This window comes from Corynebacterium sp. 20-84, from assembly GCF_053479455.1.
Map to the genome: position 1 here is coordinate 34,133 of NZ_JBRBCB010000008.1, position 24,519 is coordinate 58,651.

At 64.4% G+C, this 24,519-nt stretch carries 25 protein-coding genes; 21 read left to right on the top strand and 4 right to left on the bottom strand.

The annotated features are described in order from the left end of the window. The first annotated feature begins 26 nt into the window (after positions 1-26). Complete coding sequence (locus ACUY2Y_RS07290; RefSeq protein WP_448325436.1) at positions 27-929, top strand: endonuclease domain-containing protein; 903 nt, start codon at positions 27-29, stop codon at positions 927-929. A 188-nt stretch (positions 930-1,117) separates the two neighbouring features. Here ACUY2Y_RS07290 and yaaA read toward each other — a convergent pair whose 3' ends face one another. Beyond that, positions 1,118-1,858 (bottom strand): peroxide stress protein YaaA, encoded by a 741-nt coding sequence (yaaA, locus tag ACUY2Y_RS07295; protein WP_448325437.1) that lies wholly within the window; start codon positions 1,856-1,858, stop codon positions 1,118-1,120. Between yaaA and ACUY2Y_RS07300 the strand changes: the two genes are divergently transcribed. From ACUY2Y_RS07300 to ACUY2Y_RS07310, 3 genes are all read left to right on the top strand, one after another. Continuing rightward, positions 1,857-2,078, top strand: coding sequence for a hypothetical protein (locus ACUY2Y_RS07300; protein WP_210571798.1), 222 nt, complete (start codon positions 1,857-1,859; stop codon positions 2,076-2,078). The genes yaaA and ACUY2Y_RS07300 overlap by 2 nt on opposite strands. Then, entirely contained in the window at positions 2,071-2,493 is a 423-nt protein-coding gene (locus ACUY2Y_RS07305) for a hypothetical protein (protein WP_448325438.1), read from the top strand. The genes ACUY2Y_RS07300 and ACUY2Y_RS07305 overlap by 8 nt, the downstream gene beginning before the upstream one ends. A gap of 209 nt (positions 2,494-2,702) precedes the next feature. Then, positions 2,703-4,478, top strand: a complete 1,776-nt coding sequence (locus ACUY2Y_RS07310; protein WP_448325439.1) for a proline--tRNA ligase — start codon at positions 2,703-2,705, stop codon at positions 4,476-4,478. Between the two features lie 2 nt (positions 4,479-4,480). Here the strand turns inward: ACUY2Y_RS07310 and ACUY2Y_RS07315 are convergent, their stop codons facing one another. Beyond that, complete coding sequence (locus ACUY2Y_RS07315; protein ID WP_448325440.1) at positions 4,481-5,299, bottom strand: DUF4439 domain-containing protein; 819 nt, start codon at positions 5,297-5,299, stop codon at positions 4,481-4,483. Positions 5,300-5,349: 50 nt separating this feature from the next. Here ACUY2Y_RS07315 and rimP point away from each other — a divergent pair, with 50 nt between their 5' ends. The 9 genes from rimP to ACUY2Y_RS07360 all read left to right on the top strand — a co-directional run bounded on the left by rimP (position 5,350) and on the right by ACUY2Y_RS07360 (position 14,778). After that, a complete protein-coding gene (gene rimP / locus ACUY2Y_RS07320; RefSeq protein ID WP_448325441.1) occupies positions 5,350-5,904 on the top strand; it encodes a ribosome maturation factor RimP in 555 nt (184 codons plus the stop codon). A 55-nt stretch (positions 5,905-5,959) separates the two neighbouring features. Continuing rightward, positions 5,960-6,976, top strand: coding sequence for a transcription termination factor NusA (nusA, locus tag ACUY2Y_RS07325; RefSeq protein WP_296145855.1), 1,017 nt, complete (start codon positions 5,960-5,962; stop codon positions 6,974-6,976). Positions 6,977-7,134: 158 nt separating this feature from the next. Further along, positions 7,135-7,416 carry a YlxR family protein gene (locus ACUY2Y_RS07330; RefSeq protein ID WP_210571813.1) on the top strand — a complete coding sequence of 94 codons (282 nt, stop codon included), beginning with the start codon at positions 7,135-7,137 and terminating at the stop codon, positions 7,414-7,416. Positions 7,417-7,551: 135 nt separating this feature from the next. Next, a complete protein-coding gene (gene infB / locus ACUY2Y_RS07335) occupies positions 7,552-10,410 on the top strand; it encodes a translation initiation factor IF-2 (RefSeq protein ID WP_448325442.1) in 2,859 nt (952 codons plus the stop codon). A 130-nt stretch (positions 10,411-10,540) separates the two neighbouring features. Continuing rightward, positions 10,541-10,975, top strand: a complete 435-nt coding sequence (gene rbfA, locus ACUY2Y_RS07340) for a 30S ribosome-binding factor RbfA (RefSeq protein ID WP_259902050.1) — start codon at positions 10,541-10,543, stop codon at positions 10,973-10,975. Beyond that, positions 10,976-11,968, top strand: a complete 993-nt coding sequence (locus ACUY2Y_RS07345; RefSeq protein WP_448325443.1) for a DHH family phosphoesterase — start codon at positions 10,976-10,978, stop codon at positions 11,966-11,968. Next, the gene (locus ACUY2Y_RS07350) at positions 11,965-13,299 is read left to right on the top strand and encodes an MATE family efflux transporter (protein WP_448325444.1); all 1,335 of its coding nucleotides are present in this window, start codon (positions 11,965-11,967) and stop codon (positions 13,297-13,299) included. The genes ACUY2Y_RS07345 and ACUY2Y_RS07350 overlap by 4 nt, the downstream gene beginning before the upstream one ends. A gap of 10 nt (positions 13,300-13,309) precedes the next feature. Next, the gene (locus tag ACUY2Y_RS07355) at positions 13,310-14,110 is read left to right on the top strand and encodes a metallophosphoesterase family protein (protein WP_448325445.1); all 801 of its coding nucleotides are present in this window, start codon (positions 13,310-13,312) and stop codon (positions 14,108-14,110) included. After that, positions 14,107-14,778, top strand: coding sequence for a 4'-phosphopantetheinyl transferase family protein (locus ACUY2Y_RS07360; RefSeq protein WP_448325515.1), 672 nt, complete (start codon positions 14,107-14,109; stop codon positions 14,776-14,778). Before ACUY2Y_RS07355 ends, ACUY2Y_RS07360 begins: the two co-directional genes overlap by 4 nt. On the opposite strand, the gene truB is transcribed toward ACUY2Y_RS07360, so the two are convergent. Next, a complete protein-coding gene (truB, locus tag ACUY2Y_RS07365) occupies positions 14,775-15,683 on the bottom strand; it encodes a tRNA pseudouridine(55) synthase TruB (protein ID WP_448325446.1) in 909 nt (302 codons plus the stop codon). The genes ACUY2Y_RS07360 and truB overlap by 4 nt on opposite strands. 31 nt (positions 15,684-15,714) lie before the next feature. Here truB and ACUY2Y_RS07370 point away from each other — a divergent pair, with 31 nt between their 5' ends. The 8 genes from ACUY2Y_RS07370 to ACUY2Y_RS07405 all read left to right on the top strand — a co-directional run bounded on the left by ACUY2Y_RS07370 (position 15,715) and on the right by ACUY2Y_RS07405 (position 24,098). Continuing rightward, positions 15,715-16,677: a bifunctional riboflavin kinase/FAD synthetase gene (locus ACUY2Y_RS07370; RefSeq protein ID WP_448325447.1), complete on the top strand. Its 963-nt coding sequence runs from the start codon at positions 15,715-15,717 to the stop codon at positions 16,675-16,677. A gap of 53 nt (positions 16,678-16,730) precedes the next feature. Further along, entirely contained in the window at positions 16,731-17,687 is a 957-nt protein-coding gene (locus ACUY2Y_RS07375; protein WP_448325448.1) for a nucleoside hydrolase, read from the top strand. 172 nt (positions 17,688-17,859) lie between these two features. Continuing rightward, on the top strand, positions 17,860-18,129 hold the full coding sequence (rpsO, locus tag ACUY2Y_RS07380) for a 30S ribosomal protein S15 (protein WP_448325449.1): 270 nt from the start codon (positions 17,860-17,862) through the stop codon (positions 18,127-18,129). Positions 18,130-18,325: 196 nt separating this feature from the next. Then, positions 18,326-19,687 (top strand): anion permease, encoded by a 1,362-nt coding sequence (locus ACUY2Y_RS07385; RefSeq protein ID WP_448325450.1) that lies wholly within the window; start codon positions 18,326-18,328, stop codon positions 19,685-19,687. Between the two features lie 55 nt (positions 19,688-19,742). After that, complete coding sequence (locus ACUY2Y_RS07390) at positions 19,743-20,009, top strand: hypothetical protein (RefSeq protein WP_296145887.1); 267 nt, start codon at positions 19,743-19,745, stop codon at positions 20,007-20,009. A 107-nt stretch (positions 20,010-20,116) separates the two neighbouring features. Then, positions 20,117-20,374, top strand: a complete 258-nt coding sequence (locus ACUY2Y_RS07395; protein ID WP_296145890.1) for a hypothetical protein — start codon at positions 20,117-20,119, stop codon at positions 20,372-20,374. Positions 20,375-20,536: 162 nt separating this feature from the next. Next, positions 20,537-22,813, top strand: coding sequence for a polyribonucleotide nucleotidyltransferase (locus ACUY2Y_RS07400; RefSeq protein WP_448325516.1), 2,277 nt, complete (start codon positions 20,537-20,539; stop codon positions 22,811-22,813). 88 nt (positions 22,814-22,901) lie between these two features. Beyond that, positions 22,902-24,098, top strand: a complete 1,197-nt coding sequence (locus ACUY2Y_RS07405; RefSeq protein WP_448325451.1) for a copper oxidase — start codon at positions 22,902-22,904, stop codon at positions 24,096-24,098. Here the strand turns inward: ACUY2Y_RS07405 and ACUY2Y_RS07410 are convergent. Next, positions 24,095-24,502, bottom strand: coding sequence for a cupredoxin domain-containing protein (locus ACUY2Y_RS07410; RefSeq protein ID WP_210574181.1), 408 nt, complete (start codon positions 24,500-24,502; stop codon positions 24,095-24,097). The genes ACUY2Y_RS07405 and ACUY2Y_RS07410 overlap by 4 nt on opposite strands. Positions 24,503-24,519: the final 17 nt, after the last annotated feature.

A 24,519-nucleotide genomic window follows, 5' to 3' on the forward strand; every position in this document is an offset into this window, starting at 1 on the left:
GTGCAAGAATGGGTGCGGGGGAGAAAATGAACACAGACAAAGCAAGAAAGCTTTTCGGAGCGTTAGTGTCCACTCGGGCGGCAGCTTCTGGAAATCGCGAACAAGGACGCCAAATCATTGAGGGGGAACTCGTCGAGCTGTCTTCGAGGTTCGCTTTGCCGCGCGATCTCTATTCAACGTTGGAAGCTTATGAACAGAAGTGGATCACCGTCGCCGCAGTAGCGGCCGGTGCGCCACGAGCGGTAGTGTGCGGTCGGTCAGCTGCACGACTGCTTGGGATGTGGGTGGTTCCTCCCAAGAGGGAAAAGGTCGAGCTCATGCTCCCTTCTGGGGGTCTGCCGCCGAAATCGAAATGGCCGCAAGGGGTTGTTTATTACCGCGACGGCTTCCTCGCCGACACCTTCGCGGAAGTCCACGGCATGCACATGACGACTTTTGTGCGCACAGCCTTAGACATCGCGGCGCGCCACGGATTTCTCGAAGGGCTTGTGGCCGTGGACTGGCTTCTGGGACACGGGGTCGCGACTCGGAATCAGTTAGAGACGGAAGTTAGACGTATGCGCGGGCGGAAAGGCGTCGGGACGGTACGCCAGGTAATTCGTCACGCAATCGATTGTTCTGAGTCGCCTTACGAAAGCTATGCCCGTGGGCTTCTGATCGAAGCAGGTTTGGAGGTAGGTGCGCAGGTACAGATCGGGAGGTTTCGAGTTGACCTGCTCGTCGGACGGGTGATCGTCGAAGTGGACGGGCAGGAAAAATACGACGGGGTCACCTATAAACCGGTTGATGAGACTTTGCGGAAGGAACGCGCACGCGAGAACCATTTGCAGGACATTGGTTATGTGGTGCGTCGTGTGTCGCCGCAGGAGTTGCGGCGGGATCCGCAGGGGTTCGTGGAGCGGATCAGGCGCGCACTTGCTGTTTCCTAATGGTCAACGATCCGACGTGTAACGGCGATTGATAACCAGGTTTGCCTTTTGTGGTTTGCCTTTTGCGAGTTTCCGGCGTCGGCGAGCTGGGGTTTTGTGGCTCTCGACGTGCAAAAAGCAAACCACAAAAGGCAAACCTCTCTCAGCGCGCACGAGCACGCTTATCGACGCCGCCCCCGCCGACGCCCCTACACCACGAGGGTGAGCTGATTCGGGTCCTTGGCGTCTGCGCCGGGCAGCTCCACCGTCATGCGGGCGGCTTCGGCAATGGAGGCGACCCCCTCGATGTCAGTCACCGAGTCGGCGTCGGGCGCGGTGGCTAGGACGCGGGCGAGCTCGCCTTTGTAGTGCTTGTTGAAGTGGCTGACGACCTTCCGGGAGCCGTCGTCCTGCACCGACTCGACACGCACGGTCACCGCGCCGGGAACGGGGCCGAGCTGCTGGTAGGCGCCTGAACGCATGTCCACGATGAACCCCTGGTCGGCCAGCGCATCGGTGATGACGGACCCCCACCGGGCCTTCATGGTGGGCAGGTTACCGTCGCGGGACGGGAGCTTTGACCCGCCGGACAGCCGGTAGCGGGGGATGGTGTCGTCGGCGCGCACGACACCGAAGAGGGCGGATCCGATGGCGAGGTGTCCCAGGGAGGTGGAGGGGAGGGAGCTGGCGTCGAGGGCGTCGTAAAGCACGCCCGTGTAGCGGTAGATGGCCGGCATGACGGGCGCTGTGCGCAGCTCGAGGTTCTCGGCGGCTTCGTCGCGCTTGGTGGCGGGGAGTTTGAGCGCGGTCATCATGTCGTCGACGCTCAGGGCGGCGAGGTCGTCCATGATCGCGGCGCGGACCGGATCGAGGGCGGGAAACGACACGTCAATGCCGTCCATTTCGCCGCCGGGAGCTTTGGTTTCGGAAGGGGGAAGCACGATCAGCATGCCGTCAAAGTTACCGGGTAAACTCGCCCGCACCACACCAAAGCAGATCGCCGAGGATGCCTCCGACCGCGCAACTGCCGCCGACAAGGACCTCGAGCACCATGCAGCTGAGTTGCATAGCCGCGGGATGCCCGAAGAAGAGATACAGGCAATCCTCGAGAACGTTCGGGCCCAGAACAGGACACGAGGTATCGGAGAAGAGGTAGCGAAAAATGAGTGACGCAATGACAGTGTTCTTCGATGCGCTTGGTGCCCGCGAAGGCACCAGCCCTGTCTATGACCTCATCGCCCACATCGGAGTCGCCTTGGACTTCACCGATCCCATCGAGGGCGAGTTTTCGTACATCTTCAGCAAGCGCGGCGCAGAGGTGGTCTTCGCAGATCACGTGGTCGTCATGGTCACGGTGGTCACCGTGCCTGAGGGTGAGTTCGCCGCGTGGGCGGGTGAGGTGGTTACCGGCCTCGATCCCCGAGCATCCCGCGCTGAGGTCATGAATGCTCTGGGCACTCCTGAGCGTGTGGGCGAAGACGGCTCATGGGCACGATTCACCGCTGGTCCAGAGCGCTACATCCACGTGGAATTCGATACCCAGGACCGGGCACGCCGCTGGTCCGCCCTGAACGAGGCGCTGTAAGGCGAAACATTCAAAGCAACCGAGCCACTGCATGGTGCCGGTTGTCTGTTCCTCCGCCCGTGGGCACACCTGACACCTGATGCTCCCCAAGTGCCCTGTTGGCTCCGATGACCGAAACCGCCCACGCCATCTCGCCGCCGGGAGCTTTGGTTTCGGAAGGGGGGAGCACGATCAGCATGCCGTCAAAGCTACCGGGTAAACTCGCCCGCATGATCACACGGTTGTCCACGCTGTTCCTGCGCACGTTGCGCGAAGATCCCGCTGATGCTGAGGTGCCCAGCCACAAGCTGCTGGTTCGGGCCGGTTATATTCGTCGCGCGGCGCCGGGCGTGTATTCGTGGCTGCCGCTGGGTTTGCGCGCGCTGCGCAATATCGAGGAAATCGTCCGCGAGGAGATGAACGCGATTGGCGCGCAGGAGCTGCTGTTCCCGGCGCTGTTGCCGCGCGAGCCGTATGAGACGACGAACCGGTGGACGGAGTACGGCGACGATCTGTTCCGCCTGAAGGACCGGAAGGGCGCGGACATGTTGCTTGGCCCGACGCATGAGGAAATGTTCACCGCGGCGGTGAAGGACTTGTACTCGAGTTACAAGGATTTCCCGGTCACGCTCTACCAGATCCAGACGAAGTACCGCGACGAGGCGCGTCCGCGTGCGGGCGTGCTGCGCGGCCGCGAGTTCGTGATGAAGGACAGCTACTCGTTCGACATGTCGGACGAGGGGCTCGATGAGTCCTACGCGAAGCACCGCGGTGCGTACCAGGCGATTTTCGACCGTGTGGGCCTGAAGTACGAGATCTGCAAGGCGACGTCGGGCGCGATGGGCGGCTCCGCTTCCGAGGAATTCCTCGCGTACAGCGACAATGGCGAGGACACGTTCGTCGTCTCCACCGCGGGCGATTACGCGGCCAATGTCGAGGCTGTGGTCACGGTTCCGCCGGCCGAGCGCGCGATCGAAGGCCAGCCGGAAGCGCAGGTTCACGACACGCCGGCGTGCGAGACGATCGAAGCGCTCGTCGAGTGGGCGAAGCAGAACGCGCTTATCGACGATCGTCCGGCCGACGCCGCCGACACCCTCAAGTGCATGCTGGTGAAGGTCAACGACCCCCGCCAGGTAGGCGAGGACGGTGAACCGGTCGGCCCGCAGCTGGCTGGCGTGCTCATCCCGGGTGACCGCGAGCTGGACGAGAAGCGCCTCGAGGCATCCCTCGAGCCGGCGACGTTTGAGCTGGCGGGGGACGAAGACTTCGCTAAGAACGATTTCCTGGTGAAGGGCTATGTCGGCCCGCGCGCGTTGCAGGCAAACGGCGTGAAGATCTACGCGGATCCGCGCGTGGTCGACGGTTCCGCCTGGATCGCGGGTGCGGACGAGCACGAAAAGCACGTCGTCGGACTGGTCGCCGGCCGGGATTTCGAGGTCGACGAGTTCATCGAGGCGGCGGAGATCTTAGAGGGCGATCCGTCGCCAAGCGGCAACGGCACTGTGAAGCTCGCCCGCGGTATCGAGCTGGGCCACATCTTCCAGCTGGGCCGCAAGTACACCGAGGCGTTCGACGTGCAGATTCTCGACGAGAACGGCAAGCGCGCCGTGCCGACGATGGGCTCCTACGGCATCGGCATCACCCGCATGCTCGCGGTCATCGCGGAGCAGACCCACGACGACAAGGGCCTCGTGTGGCCGAAGGAGATCGCCCCGTACCAGGTGCACCTCGCCGTGGCGAATAAGGACGCCGCAGCGATGGAGGCAGGGGAGAAGCTCGTCGGTGAGCTCGAGGCCGCCGGCATCGACGTGCTTGTCGACGATCGCCCCAAGGTCTCTCCCGGCGTCAAATTCAAGGATGCAGAGCTTTTGGGCATGCCCTTCATTGTGATTCTGGGCCGCGCTTTCGCTGACGGCATCATCGAGCTGCGGATCCGCGGGGGCGAGACCCTCGAGGTCCCGGCTGACCAGATCGTGGAGAAAGTCCAGGAGCTGGTCCGCGGTTAGCTTTAGGCGCTGGCCTCGGCGTGCTGCGCATGGCCAGCTAAGACAATGGCGGCTGCGCGCCACTCAGTAGTGGAAGCATCGGCGGCGGCGTTGCGCCAGCGGTTTACCAGACCGCTTTCCAGCTTATCGACGAAGGCTGCCGCCTCCGCCGGGTTTGTGGGGGCACCATTCGGAATCTCGTAACCGGGTTCCCGGGCGGGCAGGGTGTCCTCGGGGAAGGAGTCGTTGAGGGCGGCGAGGCGGGCGTCGTGAAGCTCGCGCAATGAGTCGATGCGGCCCTGGAGCGCATCGTCGGCGTATGCGGTGGCGATGTCGAGGCCGTAGTCGACGGCGTATTCGGCGCTGGCCAGCTGTTTTGCGGCCTCAGCGGCGTCGTCATCCTCGATGGCGGTGAACTCGAGGAGGGCGAGGGGATCGGCTGTGGCCGCGGCGGCGTCGATAGCTTGGGCGACGACCATGTCGACGGAATCCTCCGGGACCTTGTCAGCGGCCTTGGTGGTGCTCGCGATGAGCTCCCTGGCATCCGCTGCGGCGGGGAGATCGGTGTCGCCGTAGCCCACATCGCACGTCGACGGGGTGTTGCCGTGGTCGTCCGTGCCACAGAGGCGGCGAGCCTCGTCCTTCAGCTGCTCAGCGTGGAAGGTGCGCAGCTCGCGCCACGACTCATCGCCGGATGCCCTGTCAGCCGACGCCTGTTTCGCCAATGCCATGATCTCGCCGTTCGGGCGCGGGCCGAAGACATCGAGGGGCGAGCACGCGGCCAGGGGAGCGGCGAGTGCTGTGGTGAGAATGACGGCGAAAATCTGGCGGGAGGACTTCACAGTGGGAGACTGTACCGCCCGCGACCGTCCAGACCCGTACAGTGGTGGGCATGGCATTTCCGGATAGTGGAGAACTCGAGACGCTGATCCGCCCCGTCACCGATGCATACGGGCTGGACATCGAGGCCGTGAAAACGGTCAAAGCGGGAAAGAAATCGCAGGTTGTCGTCGCCGTTGCCGGTGATGAGGCGCCGACGCTCGACCAGTTGGAGGAGATCTCCAACGAGCTTTCCGCGCTTTTCGACGCCGCCGAGGAACGCGGCGAGGTCAATTTCGGCGCCGGTTACACCCTGGAGGTGACCACCCCGGGCGTGGACCTGCCTCTGACGGAAGCTCGGCACTGGCGGCGCAACCGCGGCCACCTGGTGAAATCGGGCGACAAGCTGTACCGCATCGGTGCCCTGAACGATGCTGAAGACACCGTTGCGCTGATCGTTCCCGCCGCGAAGAAGAGTGGCGAGCCCACCGTGGAGATCGCGCCCATTTCGTCGCTGTCCGGTGCAGTGGTAGAAATTGAGTTCAACACTCCGCCAGCCGCCGAAGTGGAACTGGCGGAAAAGGACTACGTCGACGTCGAGGCCCTCGCGGGCAACGGCGATGAGTAGGACCGAGAAAGACTCACTTTCAACGAAGCACGACCCACGTAAGTAAGGACGACAAGTGAATATCGATATCGCTGCACTCGAAGGCATTGAGAAGGAAGCCGGCATCCCGGTCGACGACCTGCTGACCACGATCGCCACGGCACTTTTGCACGCCTACCGCGAGACCCGCGGGGACAGTGGCGCGAACGCGGAGGACGGCTCGAAGGCACGAGTGGATATCGACACTGAGACTGGCCAGGTCGCTGTCATGGTCAGCGAGCTCGATGACGAAGGCAATATCGTCTCCGAATATGACGACACCCCGGTGAATTTCTCGCGTGTTGGTGCGCTGGCTGTGCGTGAAGCGATCTTGAAGCGCATGCGTTCGGCTGAGGCGACCCGCGCCTACGACGAATACTCGGAACTCGAGGGCAAGGTGGTCTCCGGCATCGTGCAGCGCGACGCGAACGCGAATGCTCGCGGGATCGTCGTCGTGCAGCTGGGCACCGAGGCGAACCCGCAGGACGGCATCCTGCTTCCGGCGGAGCAGATCCCGGGCGAGAAGCTCGAGCACGGGGACCGCGTGAAGGCCTATGTCGTGGGAGTGACCTCCGGCGAGCGCAACACCACCGTCAACCTGTCGCGCACGCACCCGGAACTCGTCCGTGGACTCTTCGCGCTCGAAGTGCCGGAGGTGGAGGACGGCTCGGTGGAGATCGTCGGTATCGCCCGCGAAGCTGGCCACCGCTCCAAGGTCGCTGTGAAAGGCGCCGTGAAAGGCATCAACGCCAAGGGTGCGTGCATCGGCCCGCGCGGTGCACGCGTGACCAACATCATGGAGGGCCTGAACGGGGAGAAGATCGACATCGTCGACTACTCCGACGACCCGGCCGTGTACGTGGGCAACTCGCTCGCCCCGTCCAAGGTGATCAAGGTCGATATCCTCGACCTCGAGGGGCAAGCAGCGCGAGTGACCGTGCCGGATTACCAGCTGTCGCTGGCGATCGGCCGCGAAGGTCAGAACGCCCGCTTGGCGGCGCGTCTTACCGGTTGGAAGATCGACATTCACTCCGACACCGACCGCGCGAGCTAGCCAGCCCGGGGCAAATAGCCGAAGGTGAAATCCAGCCGGTGTAATTCGTTCCGGCGAAAGTGAACAACAAGTTACAGTTCCGGGCGCCAATGGCGTATGGTTGAACCTTGGCTTCAATTCTGCCGAGGTGGCGGGGCGGGAGGCGTCGATAAGCGAAAATGAGTAATCCGACACGAACCCGGACGTGCATAGCCACGCGCGAGGCGCGGCCGGACACTCAGCTTTTGCGCGTCGTCGTCGACCCCGACGATCCCACGCGGATCATCCCGGACCCGGGACGCAAACTTCCCGGCCGTGGCGCATGGATCACACCCACCACCCAGGCATGTGAGCTAGCGGAGCAACGCCGCGCCTTCGGGCGGGCCCTCCGGGTGTCCGCGAACGTGGACACCAGCGCAGTACGCAAGTACATCGCGGAAGAAATTCCGCACAGTAAGTGAAAAGGACTAAAGAACTGATGAGTCTTCAACCATGAAGCAGACCATGAAGCATCAGCGATGAACGTCATGACCATCGTCTAGAGGCCTGCCGCGTAGCAGCGGACAGTCGCCTCTAGCCAAACCAAGAGGAGATACGTGTCCGGAAAGCTACGCGTTCACGAACTGGCAAAACAGCTCGGCGTAACAAGTAAGGAATTGCTCGCCACCCTGAAAGAGGAAGGCGAGTTCGTCAAGACCGCATCCTCCACCATCGAACCGCCGGTGGTGAAGAAGATGAAGGCGCTCTATGAAGAGCGCGGCGACGGCGCAAAGGACGATAAGGCTGCCGGCAAGAAGCCGTCCGCCGGGGCGAAGAAGCCCGCGGCGAAGAAGCCTGCCGCCAAGCCGTCGGCTGCGAAACCGTCGGCTGCCAAGTCGGCTGGCACCAAGGCCGATGCGCCGAAGCCGGCTGCGAAGCCTGCTGCTAAGCCGGGACCGAAGCCCGCTGCGAAGGACGCACCGAAACCGGGCGCCGCTAAGCCGGGGCCGAAGCCGGCTGCGAAGCCTGCCGCCAAGCCGGGACCGAAGCCCGCTGCGAAGGACGCACCGAAACCGGGCGCCGCTAAGCCGGGGCCGAAGCCTGCTGCCCCGGGGCCGAAGCCTGCCGCGAAGCCGGGCCCGAAGCCGGGTGCTGAGGGCGGCGCAGCGCCGATGCCGCGTCCGATGCCGAAGCCGGGCGGTCGTCCGCGCGTGGCAAATAACCCGTTCTCTTCTAACTCGGGCGGCCCGCGCCCGCAGCCGCGTCCCGGTGGCGGTCGCGGCGGTGCCGGTGGCCAGCAGAAGCGCCGCGGTGACCAGGCACCCCGTCCGGGCGGCCAGGGTGGCCGTTCAGGTGGCGGCGGTTCCCGCTCCGGTGCACCGAGCCCGGCAGATATGGCGAACCACCCGAATCCGGCGCAGATGCCGTCGCGCGCTGCCGGACGTCGTGGCGGCGGACGCGGCCACGGTGGTCCGGGCGGACCTGGTGGTCGCGGTCGCGGTGGCGGCCCGATGGGAGGCGGCGGTTTCCGTGGTCGCGGCGGTCGTCGCGGCGGCACCGCTGGCGCATTCGGTCGTCCGGGTGGCGCACCTGGCAAGGGACGTAAGTCCAAGCGTCAGAAGCGCCACGAGTACGAGGAGATGCACGCACCGAACGTCGTGGGCGGCGTCCGCCTGCCGGACGGCGGTGGCAAGACCGTGCGTCTGCGTCAGGGCGCAACCCTGTCCGACCTGGCCGAGAAGATCGGTACCGAGGCATCGAACCTCGTCCAGGCGCTGTTCAACCTGGGCGAGATGGTGACGGCGACGCAGTCTGTCTCCGAGGAGACACTGCAGCTGCTGGGCGCCGAGATCAACTACGAGGTGCAGATCGTCTCGCCGGAGGACGAGGACCGCGAGCTGCTCGAGTCCTTCGACCTCCAGTTCGGCGAGGACGAGGGCGGCGAAGAGGCCCTCGAGCAGCGCCCGCCGGTGGTGTCCGTCATGGGTCACGTCGACCACGGTAAGACGCGACTGCTGGACTCGATCCGCAACGCGAACGTTGGTCGCGGCGAGGCCGGCGGCATTACCCAGGGCATCGGTGCGTACCAGACCGAGGTCACCCTGGACGACGAGCCGCGCAAGATCACCTTCCTGGATACCCCGGGTCACGAGGCGTTCACCGCTATGCGTGCCCGCGGTGCCAAGTCGACCGACCTTGCCATCCTCGTTGTGGCGGCGGACGACGGCGTGATGCCGCAGACCGTCGAGGCGATCAACCACGCCAAGGCAGCGGAGCTGCCGATCGTGGTCGCCGTGAACAAGGTGGATAAGCCGGAGGCTCAGCCGGACAAGATCCGCGGTCAGCTGACCGAGTACGACCTCGTGCCGGAGGAGTACGGCGGTGACACGATGTTCATCGACATCTCCGCTAAGCAGGGCACGGGCATCGACGACCTGCTCGAGGCAGTCCTGCTCACCGCAGATGCCGCACTTGAGCTGACGGCGAACCCGGACATGGACGCTCAGGGTCTGGCCATCGAGTCCCACCTGGACCGCGGCCGCGGCCCGGTCTCCACGGTCATCGTTCAGCGCGGTACGCTGCGCGTCGGCGATTCTATTGTCGTCGGCGGCAACTTCGGCCGCGTGCGCCGCATGATCGACGAGTGGGGCAACGACGTCGAAGAGGCAGGCCCGTCCTGCCCGGTTCAGGTCCAGGGTCTCAACGGCGTTCCGGGCCCGGGCGACAACCTGCTCGTGGTCGAGGACGACCGCGTGGCACGCCAGATCGCTGCACAGCGTGACGCGCGTCAGCGTGCGGCGATGCAGGCCCGCAAGAAGAAGCGTGTCTCCCTGGAGAACCTGGACCAGGCGCTCAAGGAGACGAGCACGCTCAACCTCATCCTCAAGGGCGACAACGCCGGTTCGGTGGAAGCCCTCGAGGAGGCTCTGCTCAAGATCGAGGTGGACGACGAGGTGCAGGTCAACATCATCGACCGCGGTGTCGGTGCTGTGACCCAGACCAACGTGTCGCTGGCTGCGGCTTCCGACGCGGTGATCATCGCCTTCAACGTCCGCTCCGAGGGCAAGGCCACCGAGGAAGCCAACGAAGAGGGCGTGGAGATCCGCTACTACTCGGTGATCTACCAGGTCATCGACGACATGGAGGCAGCGCTCAAGGGCATGCTCAAACCCATCTACGAAGAGCGCGACCTCGGTACCGCGGAGATCCGCCAGATCTTCAAGGCTTCCGCTGTCGGCCTCATCGCGGGCTGCATGGTCACGTCCGGCAAGGTCAAGCGCGGGTCGAAGGTCCGCCTTGTGCGCGACGGCAACGTGGTCACGCCGGATGCGACGATCGATTCGCTCCGCCGCGAGAAGGACGACGTCACCGAGGTGGACAAGGGTTACGAGTGCGGCATGGTGCTGTCCTACCCGGACATCCAGGTCGACGACGAGATCCAGGTCTACGAGATGGTCGAGGTTCCGCGTTCCTAACGCACACGCCGCTTATCGACGTCTCCGCTTCACCCACGCCCCGCTGGCTTCCACGCCCGCGGGGCGTGGGTGTTGGTGAGGGGCGCTACACTAGGGAAGCTGATTTTGGAGAGCAGGAAGGGGAATCACTGTGGCTGATAACACTCGCGCGCAGCGTTTGGCCAAGCGGATTCAGACAATCGTGGCCAGCGCCATCGAGCGCCAGATCAAGGACCGCCGTCTGGAGCTGGTGACCGTCACGGATGTCCGCGTCACCGGCGACCTGCACGATGCGACTGTGTTTTACACGGTCCGCGGCGCAGACATCGATGACGAGCCCGACCTGGACCAGGCTGCCGAGGCGCTGCACCGCGCCCGCGGCCAGCTCCGCAAGATCATGGGCGATGAGCTGGGTGTCCGGTTCACCCCGACGCTGAGCTTCGAGGTGGATACGGTGCCGGAGGCGTCGGCACGCATGGAAGAGCTGCTGGCGCGCGCCCGCGCCCGCGATGAAGAGCTCGCGGAGCTGAAGAAGAACGCCACGCCGGCGGGTGAGGCTGATCCGTACAAGACGAGGGACGAATAGATGGCGGCCAACCATCTCTTCGTGCCCGGGGAGGGCGAATTCGCGGCCGTGGCGGCGCGTCTGAAAGACGCTGAGAAAGTGCACGTGGTCACGCACATCCGTCCCGATGCCGATGCCGTTGGTTCGGCCTCGGCACTGGCTTTGTCGTTGCGCGCGCTCGGCGTCACGGTGGATGTGCGGATCGGGCAAAATTCGCCGTGGCCGGAGAATCTCTCCACGATCCCTGGTGTGAACGAGGTCATTCTCGGTGACGAGCTTCCCGATGATGGTCTTGTCGTGACCACGGATTGCGCGTCGCTGGACCGCACTGGGCGTCTGCGCCCGGCGTTGGAGGCGGATCCGTCGCGTGTGATCGTGATCGACCATCACGCGTCCAATCCTGGCTTCGGCGGGATGAACCTGATTCTTCCGTCGGAGTCGACGACGGTGATCATCCGCGAACTCATGCACTACCTGGGTGTGGAGCTCACCCCGGACATCGCGTACTGCCTGTATGCGGGTCTGGTCACGGATACAGGCAGTTTCCGGTGGGGTACCCCGCGCATGCACCGTCTCGCGGAGGAGCTGCTCGACCACGGCGTGGAGCCGCGTTCAGCCGCCCTGGACTTGATGGATGCCGTGTCGGCGGACGATTTGAAGCTGATGGGCGAAGTCATGGCGGGAATGACAACGCTCGCCGCGGGATCGCTCACGATGTCCGTGCTGCGTATCGACGATGCTCATCTCTCCGGCATGCACCAGACCGCTGTGGAGTCCATCATCGAGTATTCGCGCGCTTTGACAGGCAGCGATATCGGTGTGGTGTTCAAGGAAATCCACCCCGGTTACTGGTCGGTGTCGCTGCGCTCGACGGTGGTGAATGTCGCGGAAGTCGCGGCTGCGCACGGAGGCGGCGGACACGTTCCGGCAGCCGGGTATTCCGTGGCGGGGCCGGTCGACGACGGGATTGAAGCGCTGCGCCGCACCGTCGAGGAGATGGCCTCGGCGCTGTGACGGACACCGACACGACTTCCCAGACACCTATCGACACCACGGTGACGCTGCGCCGCGTTCTGGCGCTCGCGTTGCCGGCGCTCGGTGTGCTCGCTGCGAATCCGCTGTACCTGCTGTTGGACACCGCGGTGATCGGCCGGTTGGGCGCCGGCGAACTGGCTGCGTTGGCGGCGGGTGCCACGGTGCAGTCGACGGTGACGACTCAGTTGACGTTCCTGTCTTATGGCACGACTGCCCGATCGGCCCGGTTCTACGGGGCCGGGAAGACGCAGCGGGCCATTGCGGAGGGCGTCCAGGCCACGTGGGTGGCGCTCGGCGTCGGATTGCTGCTCGCTTCCTTGGTATGGATATTTGCGCACCCGATCGCGCTGTTTCTCACCAACGATCCAGCCACTGCCGACATGGCGGTGCGTTGGATGCGCGTGGCAGCGCTGGCGATTCCCCTGACGCTGATCATCATGGCTGGCAACGGGTGGTTGCGTGGGATCCAGAACACCAAACTGCCGTTCTACCTGACGCTGTGCGGCCTGATACCCGGGGCGGCGGCACTGCCATTTTTGGTGGCTCGCTTCGGTCTGGTCGGTTCAGCGGTGGCCAATGTCATCGGCATGGGGCTGACCGCGGCGGGGTTTTTGGGAGCGCTGATTCACGTTCACAAGGGGTCGTGGAAGCCGGACGGAAAAGTCATCGCCCGGCAGCTGGTGCTCGGCCGGGATCTGATTCTGCGGTCGTTGTCGTTCCAGGTCGCTTTCGTGTCCGCGGCGGCGGTGGCAGGCCGGGTGAGTGTCGCCGCGCTGGCGGCGCACCAGGTGATGCTGCAACTGTGGAATTTCCTGACGCTCGTGCTCGACTCGCTGGCGATTGCGGCGCAGACGCTCACCGGCTCGGCGTTGGGCACGGGGCGTATCGACGATGCCCGCGCCGTCGGCGAGAAAGCCACCCGCCTGTCGCTATGGTTCGCACTCACATTGGCGGGTGTCTTCGCGATCGGCGGACCGTTCATCCGCGGGCTGTTCACCACCGATGAGGCGGTTCTGGGCGCGATGGCGGTGCCGTGGTGGCTGCTCATCGCGATGATCGCTGCAGGCGGTGTCCTGTTCGCGCTCGACGGCGTGTTGCTGGGCGCGGGGGATGCGGCGTTCTTGCGCACCCTCACCCTCGGTTCGGTGCTGCTCGGCTTCCTGCCGGGCATCGCCATCGCGTACTGGGCGGAGACCGGGTTGGCCGGTATCTGGTGTGGCCTGACCGCGATGGTGGTGCTGCGCCTGGTGGGCGATGTGTGGCGTTTCTACTCCATGCGGTGGGCGAAAATCGATACGCCGGAAGACTAAAAAGGAAGACATGACTACGACACTGTGGGCCGTTTCGGACCTTCACGCCGCCGTGAAGGCCAACCGTCCGCGCGTCGATGACATCGTTCCGGCGGACCCGTCCGACTGGCTGATCGTCGCCGGCGATGTCGCCGAGCGCACGGAGTTGGTCGTCCAGGTCATGGCGAAGCTGGTGCAGCGCTTCGACACGGTGATCTGGGTGCCGGGAAACCACGAACTCTTCGCCCGCGGCACGGACCGCTACAAAGGCCGTGAGAAATACACCGACCTGGTCAACCGGCTGCGCGGCCTCGGTGTGATCACGCCGGAGGATCCGTACCCGGTCTTCGGCGGGGTGACCATCGTGCCGCTTTTCACGCTCTACGACTATTCGTTCCGTCCGCCCACCACGACGGTTGAGGAGGCGCTCGCCGCGGCGAAGAAGAACGAGGTCGTGTTCACCGACGAGGTGGCCATCGCGCCGTTCACGGATATCCGCGCTTGGTGCTGGGACCGCCTGGCGTATTCGACGCGGCGGCTCTCGCGTATCGACGGCCCGACGATCCTCATCAATCACTGGCCCCTCGTGCAGGAACCGACCGACAAGATGTGGTGGCGCGAAGCTGCCCTGTGGTGCGGCACCCGGCACACCAGGGGGTGGGCGACGCGGTACAACGCTCAGGCCGTCATCTACGGGCACCTGCACATGCCGGGCGTGCAGACAATCGACGGTGTAGACCACGTCGAAGTCTCACTGGGGTACCCCGACGAGTGGAGGCGCAGGAAAAATCCGTCGGCGTGGCCGTATCCGGTGATGGAGGTGGAGCGGTGATCGTCGAAAAGCTCTTTCCTGCTCCCGCGCGCGTGGTGTTCATGCGCACGGATTCCAATGGTGACCTGACGAATTACAACGAGCTGCACCCGGCTGAACGCGTGGTGGTGAGCCGGGCGGTGGATGACCGCAAGGGCGAATTCGGCGATGCCCGTTGGTGTGCGCACCAGGCGCTGCGGGAGCTCGGCATGGATTCCGCGAGCGCCATCCTGAAAGGGGAGAAGGGCATGCCCCTGTGGCCGGAGGGCTACACGGGTTCTTTGACTCACACGGACGGACTCCGCATTGCCGTCGCCGCGCCGACGGACGCGCTACGTTCGGTGGGAATCGACGCGGAACCGGCTGAGCCATTGCCAGAGGGCGTGCTCGACCAGATCGCGCGGTCGCCGGAACGCCATTGGGTCGATGTGCAGAAGGCCGCGGGCAACGACTGGGCGGATCGCCTGCTGTTCTGCGCCAAGGAGGCGACTTACAAGACGTGGTTCCCGATGACGCTGCGGTGGCTCGGCTTCGAAGACGCGGAGATCGACATCCGACCTGATGGCACCTTCATTTCCTACCTGCTTGTGCGGCCCACCCCAGTGCCGTTCATCGAGGGACGGTGGATGGTGCGCAGTGGTTACGTCTGCGCGGCGGCATTCGTCCTGGCACAGTCGACGGCGGGCTAGAGGGTCGAGGGTCGGGCGACAAAGATCGTCGATAAGCGCTTGCCTTTTTCTTTGACGAGCGCGACAGCGCGTCCGTCCGGACCGACGGCTGCGTGGACACCGGCCAATCCGCGCGGCTCGAGCCATTTGCCCATCGCGAGCGCGGCGTATTCGTCGGCGGTGACCTCGAGTACGGGCCACGCGGTCGTGAGCGCCTCGTCGAGGGTGAGCGAGAGCGCGGCGTTGTCCTCGAGCTCGTCGAGCGTGCGCGCGTGCTCGAGCGTGAAGGGGCCGGAGACTTCTCGACGCAACGCCGTCAGGTGCCCACCCACCCCGAGCGCCTCGCCCATATCGCGCGCGAGCGAGCGGATATATGTGCCCGAGGAGCAGTGGACACGCGCATCGATGTCGACGAAGGTGCCCTCGCGGCGGATCGCGGAAACGTCGAAGCTGAAGATCGTGACGGGCCGCGGCGGAATCTCGACCTCTTTGCCCTCGCGGACGAGCTCGTGGGCGCGTTTGCCGTCGATCTTGATCGCGGAGACCTTCGACGGGACCTGCATGATCTCGCCGGTCAACGCGGCGACCTGCGCCATGATCTGGTCGTCGGTGATGTGCGAAGCGTCCGTCTCGGTGAGGATGTCGCCCTCGGCGTCGTCAGTGCTCGTCGACGCGCCGAGGCGGATCGTCGCGGAGTAGATTTTCTCGTCGGCGACGAGGTGCGCGAGCAGCTTCGTCCCGCGCTCGATGCCGGCGACGAGCACGCCCGTAGCCATCGGGTCGAGCGTGCCGGCGTGCCCGACCTTGCGGGTGCCGAAAAAGCGACGCAGCTTCGCCACGACATCATGGCTGGTCACGCCAGCTGGCTTATCGACGACGACCACGCCCGAGGTGGATAGCGGATCTGCAGTTTGGCCCACGTTCATAGTCACAACACTATGCACTACGCTTTCCGGCGTGGATATTTTGTCTGGGCTCGGCCGTGTTCCCGCCGATATGCGCGACCCCGTGGTCACCATCGGTGTCTTCGACGGGGTGCACCGCGGCCACCAGAAACTCATCCGGCGCGCTGTGAACCTCGCCCACGAGGCGGGCGTGGAGTGCGTGGTGATGACCTTCGACCCGCACCCGGTGAAGATCTTCGCGCCGGAGCACACCCCGGACACGCTGCTGCCACTGGCCGAGCGCGCCCGCCTGATCGAGGAGCTCGGTGTCGACCACCTGTTGGTCATTGACTTCACCAAGGAGCTGGCAGGGGAGAGCCCTGAGGATTATTTCCGCTCCGTTATCGTGGACACCCTGCACGCCTCGCGCGTCGTGGTCGGGGAGAATTTCACCTTCGGGGCAGGGGCGTCCGGCACCGCGCAGACGATGCTCGCCCTCGGCGAGAAATACGGCGTCGACGTCGATGTCGTGTCGTTGCTTTTCGACGGCACCGAGCGCATCTGTTCCACCGCCATCCGCGATGCTCTGCGCGGCGGCGATGTCGCCCAGGCATCTGAATTCCTCGGCCGCGAATTCTCCGTGACCGCTGAGGTGGAGCGCGGTGCCGGACGCGGCGGGCGCGAGCTCGGCTACCCGACCGCGAACCAGTACGCCGCCGATACCGAGGCTGTGCCCGCCGACGGGGTCTACGCCGGCTGGTTCACGGTTCTTCCAGACGGACGCCCCATCGACGGCGACATGGAACCCGGGATCCGCTACCGCGCAGCGATCTCGGTGGGAACCAATCCGACCTTCGGCGACCACCGGCGCTCCATCGAGTCCTTCGTGCTTGACCGCGATGCGGATTTGTATGGTCGTACCGCCCGTGTGGAATTCATCGCGAAAGTGCGCGACATGGTCAAATTCGATTCCGTCGATGAGCTGTTGGAGCACATGGCGCGCGATGTCGCGCGCGTCCGCGAGATCCTGTCCTAGCCGTCCTCAGCTATTCCTAGCCCGTCGCGTGTCACGGGCTAATGTGGTGTGCCATGACCCGCAAAATGATTCTGGATCTGGACACCGGCATCGATGATGCCCTCGCTCTCGCTTATGCCCTCGGCTCCGAGGAAGTCGATCTGATCGGCGTCACCGGTACCTACGGCAACGTGCTCGTGGAAACGGGTGTGCGCAACACCTTGGCCATTCTCGAACTGTTTGGCCGCACCGATATTCCGGTGTACGCCGGACCCGGGCACGCCAGCGCGAAAGACTCCTTTGAGGTACTGGAGATCTCCGAGTTCATTCACGGCAAGAACGGCGTCGGTGAAGCGCAGCTGCCGGAACCTCAGCGCGCGGTGGAGACGAAGTCGGCAGTCGACTTCCTCGTTGAATCCGTCGAGCAGTACGGCGATGAGCTCGTCATCGTGCCTACCGGCCCGTCCACCACAATCGCAGCGGCAGCGAAGGTGAGCGAGACGTTCGCCGAGAAGGCCCACATCGTCATGATGGGCGGCGCTCTGACAGTTCCGGGCAATGTCTCGCCGTGGGCCGAAGCCAATGTCAACCAGGACCCGGAGGCCACCGACGCGATCTTCCGTCGCCTGAAAGACATCACCATGATCGGCCTCGATGTCACGCTGCAGACGCTGCTCACCGTCGAGGAGACAGCGAAGTGGGAAGCACTGGGCACCCCGGGCGGAGATTTCCTCGCGGCAGCCACGAACTACTACATCGACGCTTATAAGACGACAGCGCCGCACTTGGGTGGCTGCGGCCTGCACGACCCGTTGGCAGTCGGCGTCGCCATCGACCCGAGCCTCGTGGAGACCATTGCGATCAACCTCAAGGTCGACACCGAAGGGGAGACGCGTGGGCGCACCATCGGCGATGAGACGCGGCTCAACGATGAGGAGAAGACGGCGAAGGTGGCGGTCGGCGTCGATAAGCAACGCTTCCTCGCTGAGTTCATGCGGCGCTTGACGGATCTCGCTGCGGCAGCGAAATAAGCGCGATTAACGGTCGAGCGTGAGCGTGCGCTAGCATGACTGTCTCGGTAACGGCACCGCGCTGTGCTCAGTGCAGCGCGGCATGACTGTGGTTCGCAGCAGTCGCCGACACCGCTTCCCTGTGAGGGAAGATCCGCAGAATGCGAACTGAAATAACCAAGGAGATTCAACAATGGCTTTGACCACTGAGAAGAAGGCTGAACTCCTCAAGGAGTACGGCCTGCACGAGACCGACACCGGCTCCCCGGAGGCACAGGTTGCCCTGCTCACCGAGCGCATCAACAACCTGACCGAGCACCTCAAGGGCCACAAGCACGACCACCACTCCCGTCGTGGCCTGCTGCTGCTCGTCGGCCGTCGCCGCGGTCTGTTGAAGTACCTGCGCGAGAACAACGTTGAGCGTTACCGTGAGCTCATCGCCCGCCTGGGTCTGCGTCGATAAACAACGGCGCTTTTCGACGGCCACCGGTTTTCTCCGGTGGCCGTTTTTTCGTGCCCGCTGGCTTAAATCTCGGTGAACCATGTGCGTCACGTGTTGTTCATGTGCGCATGCCAGGGGGAGAGTTTGTCCGGGGAAAGCGCTTCGCGGCCCGCATTTGGGTTAGCGTGGCGGTGGGCGGAGGAGGATACTCACGTGTATGACAACCGAGCTGATCCTGCTGCTGATCATCATTGTTACCGCCCTAGCATTCGATTTCACCAACGGTTTCCACGACACCGCGAACGCCATGGCGACATCGATCGCCACCGGCGCCCTGAAGCCCAAGACGGCTGTGATCCTCGCTGGCTGCCTGAACTTCGTGGGCGCGTTCATCTCCGTGGAGGTGGCGAAGACGGTGGCCAAGGGCATCGTCAAACTCGATGAATTCGATTTGACCGACAATGCCCAAGCCGACACATTGCTGTTGATTGTGCTGTGCGGATTGATCGGTGGCATTCTCTGGAATTTGTTCACCTGGTTGTTCGGCATTCCGTCCTCGTCCTCGCACTCGCTGTTCGGCGGCCTGATCGGCGCCGCGATCGGCGCGATGGGCTTCGGCGGCGTTCTGTGGAACGGCGTGCTGGACAAGATCATCGTTCCCGCGCTCGCTGCCCCAGTCGTGGCGGCTCTCGTCGCCGCGTGCGGCACGGCAGGTGTGTACTTTTTCACCTCCCAGCTGCGCGAGAAGGAGCGCGACAACTACTTCCGTTGGGGGCAGATCGGCTCCGCATCGCTGGTGGCTCTCGCCCACGGCACCTCGGACGCCCAGAAGACGATGGGCGTGATCTTCCTGGCGCTGGTTGCCACCGGCCACCTCGAGGACTCCGCAGATATGCCGCTGTGGGTGACCTTCGCCTGCGCTACCGCGATTGCATTGGGAACCTACTCGGGCGGCTGGCGCGTGATCCGCACCCTGGGCAAGGGGCTCGTGGAAATCTCTTCGCCGCAGGGCATGGCCGCGGAGACCGCGTCCGCCGTGATCATCCTGTCGTCTTCCCACCTGGGCATGGCGCTGTCGACCACCCACGTCGCAACTGGCTCGATCCTGGGCACCGGCATCGGCAAGAAGGGCGCCGAGGTCCGCTGGAACGTCGCAGGACGTATGGCGATCGCCTGGATCACCACATTGCCGATCGCCGCATTCGTGGCGGGCGTGCTCTTCTGGATCTCCAAGCAGCTCTCCAACGCCACGGGCCCGCTCGGGGGCGCAATCTTCTCCATCGTTGTCCTCGCGGCCCTCGTCCTGTACATGCTGCACCGCGCTCACCAGAACCCGATCCACTCCGACAACGTCAACGACGACTGGGACGGCGACGGCACGCCTGACACCGAAGCCGATGCTAAGGCAGCTAACCACGAGAAGGTCGGCGCCGGCGCACCAGCGCCCCGCCGCGACTCCGGCGAACCCGCGGACTTCGTGGACACCAGCCGCGGTGGCTCGGCGGCCCGCAGAAACCTTCCGGGGGAGACGGGCGGATCGTCCATCTCCGGCTCTGACGGAAACACACCGCGCCGCTAGGTGCCTGCCACTGTTAACGAGTAACGAGTAACGAGAGACGTCAAAGGAAAACGACATGGAACTGCTTCAATCCCTCTTCCAGGTCACGCTCGGTGGCCTGATTCTCGGAGCCGGTCTGCCGATCCTCTTCGCGCTCGGCGTGCGCTTCGCGGTGCCCCACAAGGACTCCTCGGACGGCAGCTCGCCGAACAAGGTCGTGGCCTGGATCTTCTTCGGCATCATCATCGTCGCCCTCGTCGTGGGCATTCTGTGGATCGCCCAGGGGCGCATCTCTAGCACTTTCGGTATCGATCTCTTCGGCACCGGCGGCAAGGGTGTGTAGACCGTCTGCGCGGCTCCGAAAACAACACGATTATGAACTAAAGGTGAACGCAAGGTAAACTTGCTCCTCATTGATTGCGGACGAACGATTCGCACGAAAGGAGCCCCATGAAGTTCACCAACATGTTCAAGCATCCCGTCGACGCCACTGCGCTCGGAGTACTGGCACCGGCTGACAGCCGCGTTCTCACAGGTGGCGGCATCGGCGCTCCAGACGTCGTCGCCCACCTGATCGACTCGGGGCAGACTCCCGCGACTGCGGCGGCGGCGATGGAAGCATTCACCGACGTGATGCGCTACGCCCCGAGTGCCGGTGAGCTTGACAGCGTGATGCAGGAACTCGAGTCCGTCGGTCTCGCCGCGTAGCCGGGAAATGCCCAGTTCGTCCCGCCCACGGATGAACTGGGCATTTCTCTATGCCTGCTGGTAGCATGCCTGGTTGTTGTACCTAAATACCTTCAACGGCGGCACCGATGATCGCCACATGAGACGAGAACCCCAGAAAGGGATCTTTTGAGCAAGCACCAGATGCACACCCCGGACAATTCCGTCGAATTCAACGTTGACGAGGAATACGGCATTACCGACGCAGTAGCCGTGCTGGACAACGGCGATTTCGGTGAGCGCACGGTCCGGTTCGAGACCGGCCAGCTCGCACGCCAGGCAGGCGGCTCGGTGACCACCTACCTCGACGACGAGACGATGCTGCTGGCCACCACCACCGCGTCGAACCAGCCGCGCGAGGGCTTCGACTTCTTCCCGCTCACCGTCGACGTGGAAGAGCGCATGTACGCCGCCGGCAAGATCCCAGGCTCCTTCTTCCGCCGTGAGGGCCGTCCGTCCACCGAGGCGATTCTGGCCTGCCGCCTGATCGACCGTCCGCTGCGCCCGACCTTTGTCAAGGGCCTGCGCAACGAGGTCCAGGTCGTCATCACCGTGATGAGCTGGGACCCGGAGGAGTACTACGACGTTGTGGCCATCAACGGTGCTTCTGCCGCAACGCAGCTGTCGGGCCTTCCGGTCTCCGGTGCTGTCGGCGGCGTGCGCATGGCGCTCATCGCTGACGAGGACCACCCGGGCGGCCAGTGGGTCGCTTTCCCGAACCACGAGCAGCACGAGCAGGCCGTCTTCGAGATGGTCGTCGCCGGTCGCATCGTGGAAAAGAAGAAGGGCCGCAAGAAGGTCGAAGATGTCGCGATCATGATGGTCGAGGCAGGTGCCGGCGCCAACGTGGTCTCGCTCATCGAGGAGGGCGCCCCGGCCCCGACTGAGTCCACCGTTGCGGAAGGCCTCGAGGCGGCCAAGCCGTTCATCAAGACGCTGTGCGAGGCTCAGCGTGGTCTGGCCGAGCGCACCGCGAAGGAGACCCAGGAGTTTCAGCTCTTCCCGTCGTATAGCGACGAGATCTTCGACGCCGTGGAGAAGAAGGCTTCCAAGAAGTTGTCGAAGCTTCTCACGATCAAGGGCAAGGCTGAGCGCGACGACGCGACCAACGAATACATGGAGGAGATCGAGTCTGATCTGCTGGACTCCCTGCCGGTCGAGGACGACGAGGACGCCTCCAAGCAGATCCGCGCCGCTTATAACGCGGTGATGAAGCAGATCGTGCGCAACAAGATCCTCACCGAGGGCTTCCGTATCGACGGTCGCGGGGTCACCGACATCCGTGACCTCGGCGTTGAAGTCGAACTAGTTCCCCGCGCTCACGGCTCCGCTCTGTTCGAGCGCGGCGAGACCCAGATCCTGGGTGTGACCACCCTGGACATGCTGAAGATGGAGCAGCAGCTGGATTCCCTCCACCCGGAGACCTCCAAGCACTACATCCACCACTACAACTTCCCGCCGTACTCCACGGGCGAGACTGGCCGCGTCGGTTCGCCGAAGCGACGCGAGATCGGCCACGGTGCGCTCGCCGAGCGCGCCCTCGTGCCGGTGATCCCGTCCAAGGAGGACTTCCCGTACACGATCCGTCAGGTCTCCGAGGCACTCGGTTCCAACGGTTCGACCTCTATGGGCTCGGTCTGCGCGTCGACGCTGTCGCTGTACAACGCCGGCGTCCCGCTGGCGGCTCCGGTCGCCGGCATCGCGATGGGTCTGGTCTCCGGCGAGATCGACGGCGAGACCAAGTACGTCGCGCTCACCGATATCCTCGGCGCTGAGGACGCATTCGGCGACATGGACTTCAAGGTCGCGGGCACGTCCGAGTTCATCACTGCTCTGCAGCTGGACACCAAGCTCGACGGCATCCCGTCCGATGTCCTGGCGAACGCGCTGAACCAGGCCAAGGACGCCCGCGAGGCGATCCTGGACACCATGGCTGAGATCATCGAGGGGCCGGACGACATGAGCCCGCTCGCCCCAAAGATCACCACAGTGAGCGTCCCGGTGTCCAAGATCGGCGAGGTCATCGGCCCGAAGGGCAAGACCATCAACCAGATCACCGAGGACACCGGCGCAGACATCTCCATCGAAGACGACGGCACGATCTACGTCGCCGCCGCCACCGGCGAGGCAGCCGATGCCGCGATCGAGAAGATCAATTCGATCGCCAACCCGCAGCAGCCGAAGGTGGGCGAGCGCTACCTCGGCACCGTGGTCAAGACGGTCGCTTTCGGCGCATTCGTGTCGCTCACCCCGGGCCGCGACGGCCTGATCCACATCTCCAAGCTCGGCGGCAACAAGCGCATCGAGAATGTGGAGGACGTGGTCAACGTCGGCGACAAGGTCGAGGTGGAGATCGCCGACATCGACAACCGCGGCAAGATCTCGCTCGTCCCGGTCAACGAGGATGAGGACGACGAGTAAACAAAGCTTCTCGACGACAGCACCCACCTCGCCGTCGCCGTCGTCCCGTTGGGACCCGCGGGTGTGGCACCGCAAGGTGTCGCGTCCTGTGTCGGTGTGGATGGGTGTGTTCGTTCTCGTCGGCCTTGTGCACACCACGGTGCCTGAGCCGCGCGTTCTACTGATCCACATCTTCACTCTGGGCGTTCTGACGAATTCCATCGTGGTGTGGTCGCAGAACCTCACCGAACGTTTCCTCCAGCAGAAGCTGCCGGATTCAGCGCGGCCGGCCCAATTGCTGCGGTCCCGTGTCCTCAACGCCGGAGTCGTGGCTGTGTTGCTCGGCCACCTGTTCAGCGGCGCCGACTGGCACTGGATCATTCTCTGGTTTGGCGCAGCACTCGTCGTGGGGGCAGTGGGGTGGCATGCGGTAGGCGTCGCTAAGCAAATTGCTTCGGCGGATCCTGCGAAGCGTTTCCGCCCTGTCGTGTGGGGGTACGTGGCTTCTGGCGCGTGCCTTGTTCTCGGCGGGTGTTTAGGCGCCGCTCTTACGCTGGATTTGCGCGGCGGCTGGCAGCAGCGTGTTTTGCTGGCTCACCTGCTTGCGAATATCGGCGGTTTCGTCGGCTTCGCGGCGATGGCATCGCTTGTCGTGCTGCTGCCCGCGATGTGGCGGATGAAAGCGATGCTCACGCACCCGCGCGCCGTATTCGGCGTGATGGGCGCGGGTCTTTTCGCTGCCATCGCCGGGGCGCTGTCGAACAGTGGTCTCCTTTTGGGAATCGGCGTGCTCGTGTACGCCGCGGCGTGGGCGTGGGCGCTGCAAACATGGTTCGCGGGAGTGCTGTCCACCTCCTGGCGCGAACACGTCACGTACCCGAGCTTGTCCGCGCTGCTCGCCATCGCATGGCTCGTGGCATCGCTCGTCGCTTTCGGGACGTCCGCATTGCCTATCGACGGCTACCTCGACGCCCTTTCTCCTCCCACCCTTCCGCTTCTCGCCGGGTTCGCCGCGCAGCTTCTCATTGGAACGATGAGCTACCTCATGCCCACGACGATCGGTGGTGGCCCTGCTGCGACGCGGGCGGGCCTGGCGGAGCTGAACCGTGCAGGCGTTGTGCGCGTGGTCGTGTTCAACGCCACGCTGCTCGGCTGGCTCTTCGCGCCGTCGTCGATCGCGCGCATCGTGTGCAGCATCGTTGCGTGCGCGTGCCTTGTCGCGTTCATTCCGCTGATGGTGCGCGGTGTGCGTGCCCAGCGCGCGGTGATCATGGCGAATGCCGCCGCGCGGAAACAGGGAAGCTAGTCCGCCATCACGACGTCGTAGACCATGCCCCGGGATTTGTGCGAGGCCATGGTGCACCAGCCCTGAGTGTTGGTGGAATATGTGCCGAAATCGCGCACGACTGTTGTACCCGGCGCAATGATGCCTGAATAGTGCGAACCGATCTTCAGGTCGTGGTTGCGGTCGTCATTGTTCGTGATCTTGAGCACGACCGGGGTCGAGGCGTCTACCTCTACACGCGCGGGAGAAAAGCGCATTCCTTCGATGGTCACTTCCTGGATCACCGGGCCGGATAGATCCCGCGCGTCGCCGGCGCGTGCGTGCGACACGAGAGCTCCTGCCACCGAGGCGATCACCAGCAGAGCCACGACGGCCCACGCTGCTATATTGCTGCGTCGAGTTGAGGCAGTGCGCGGAGAAGTCATGAAAGAAACCGATCGTT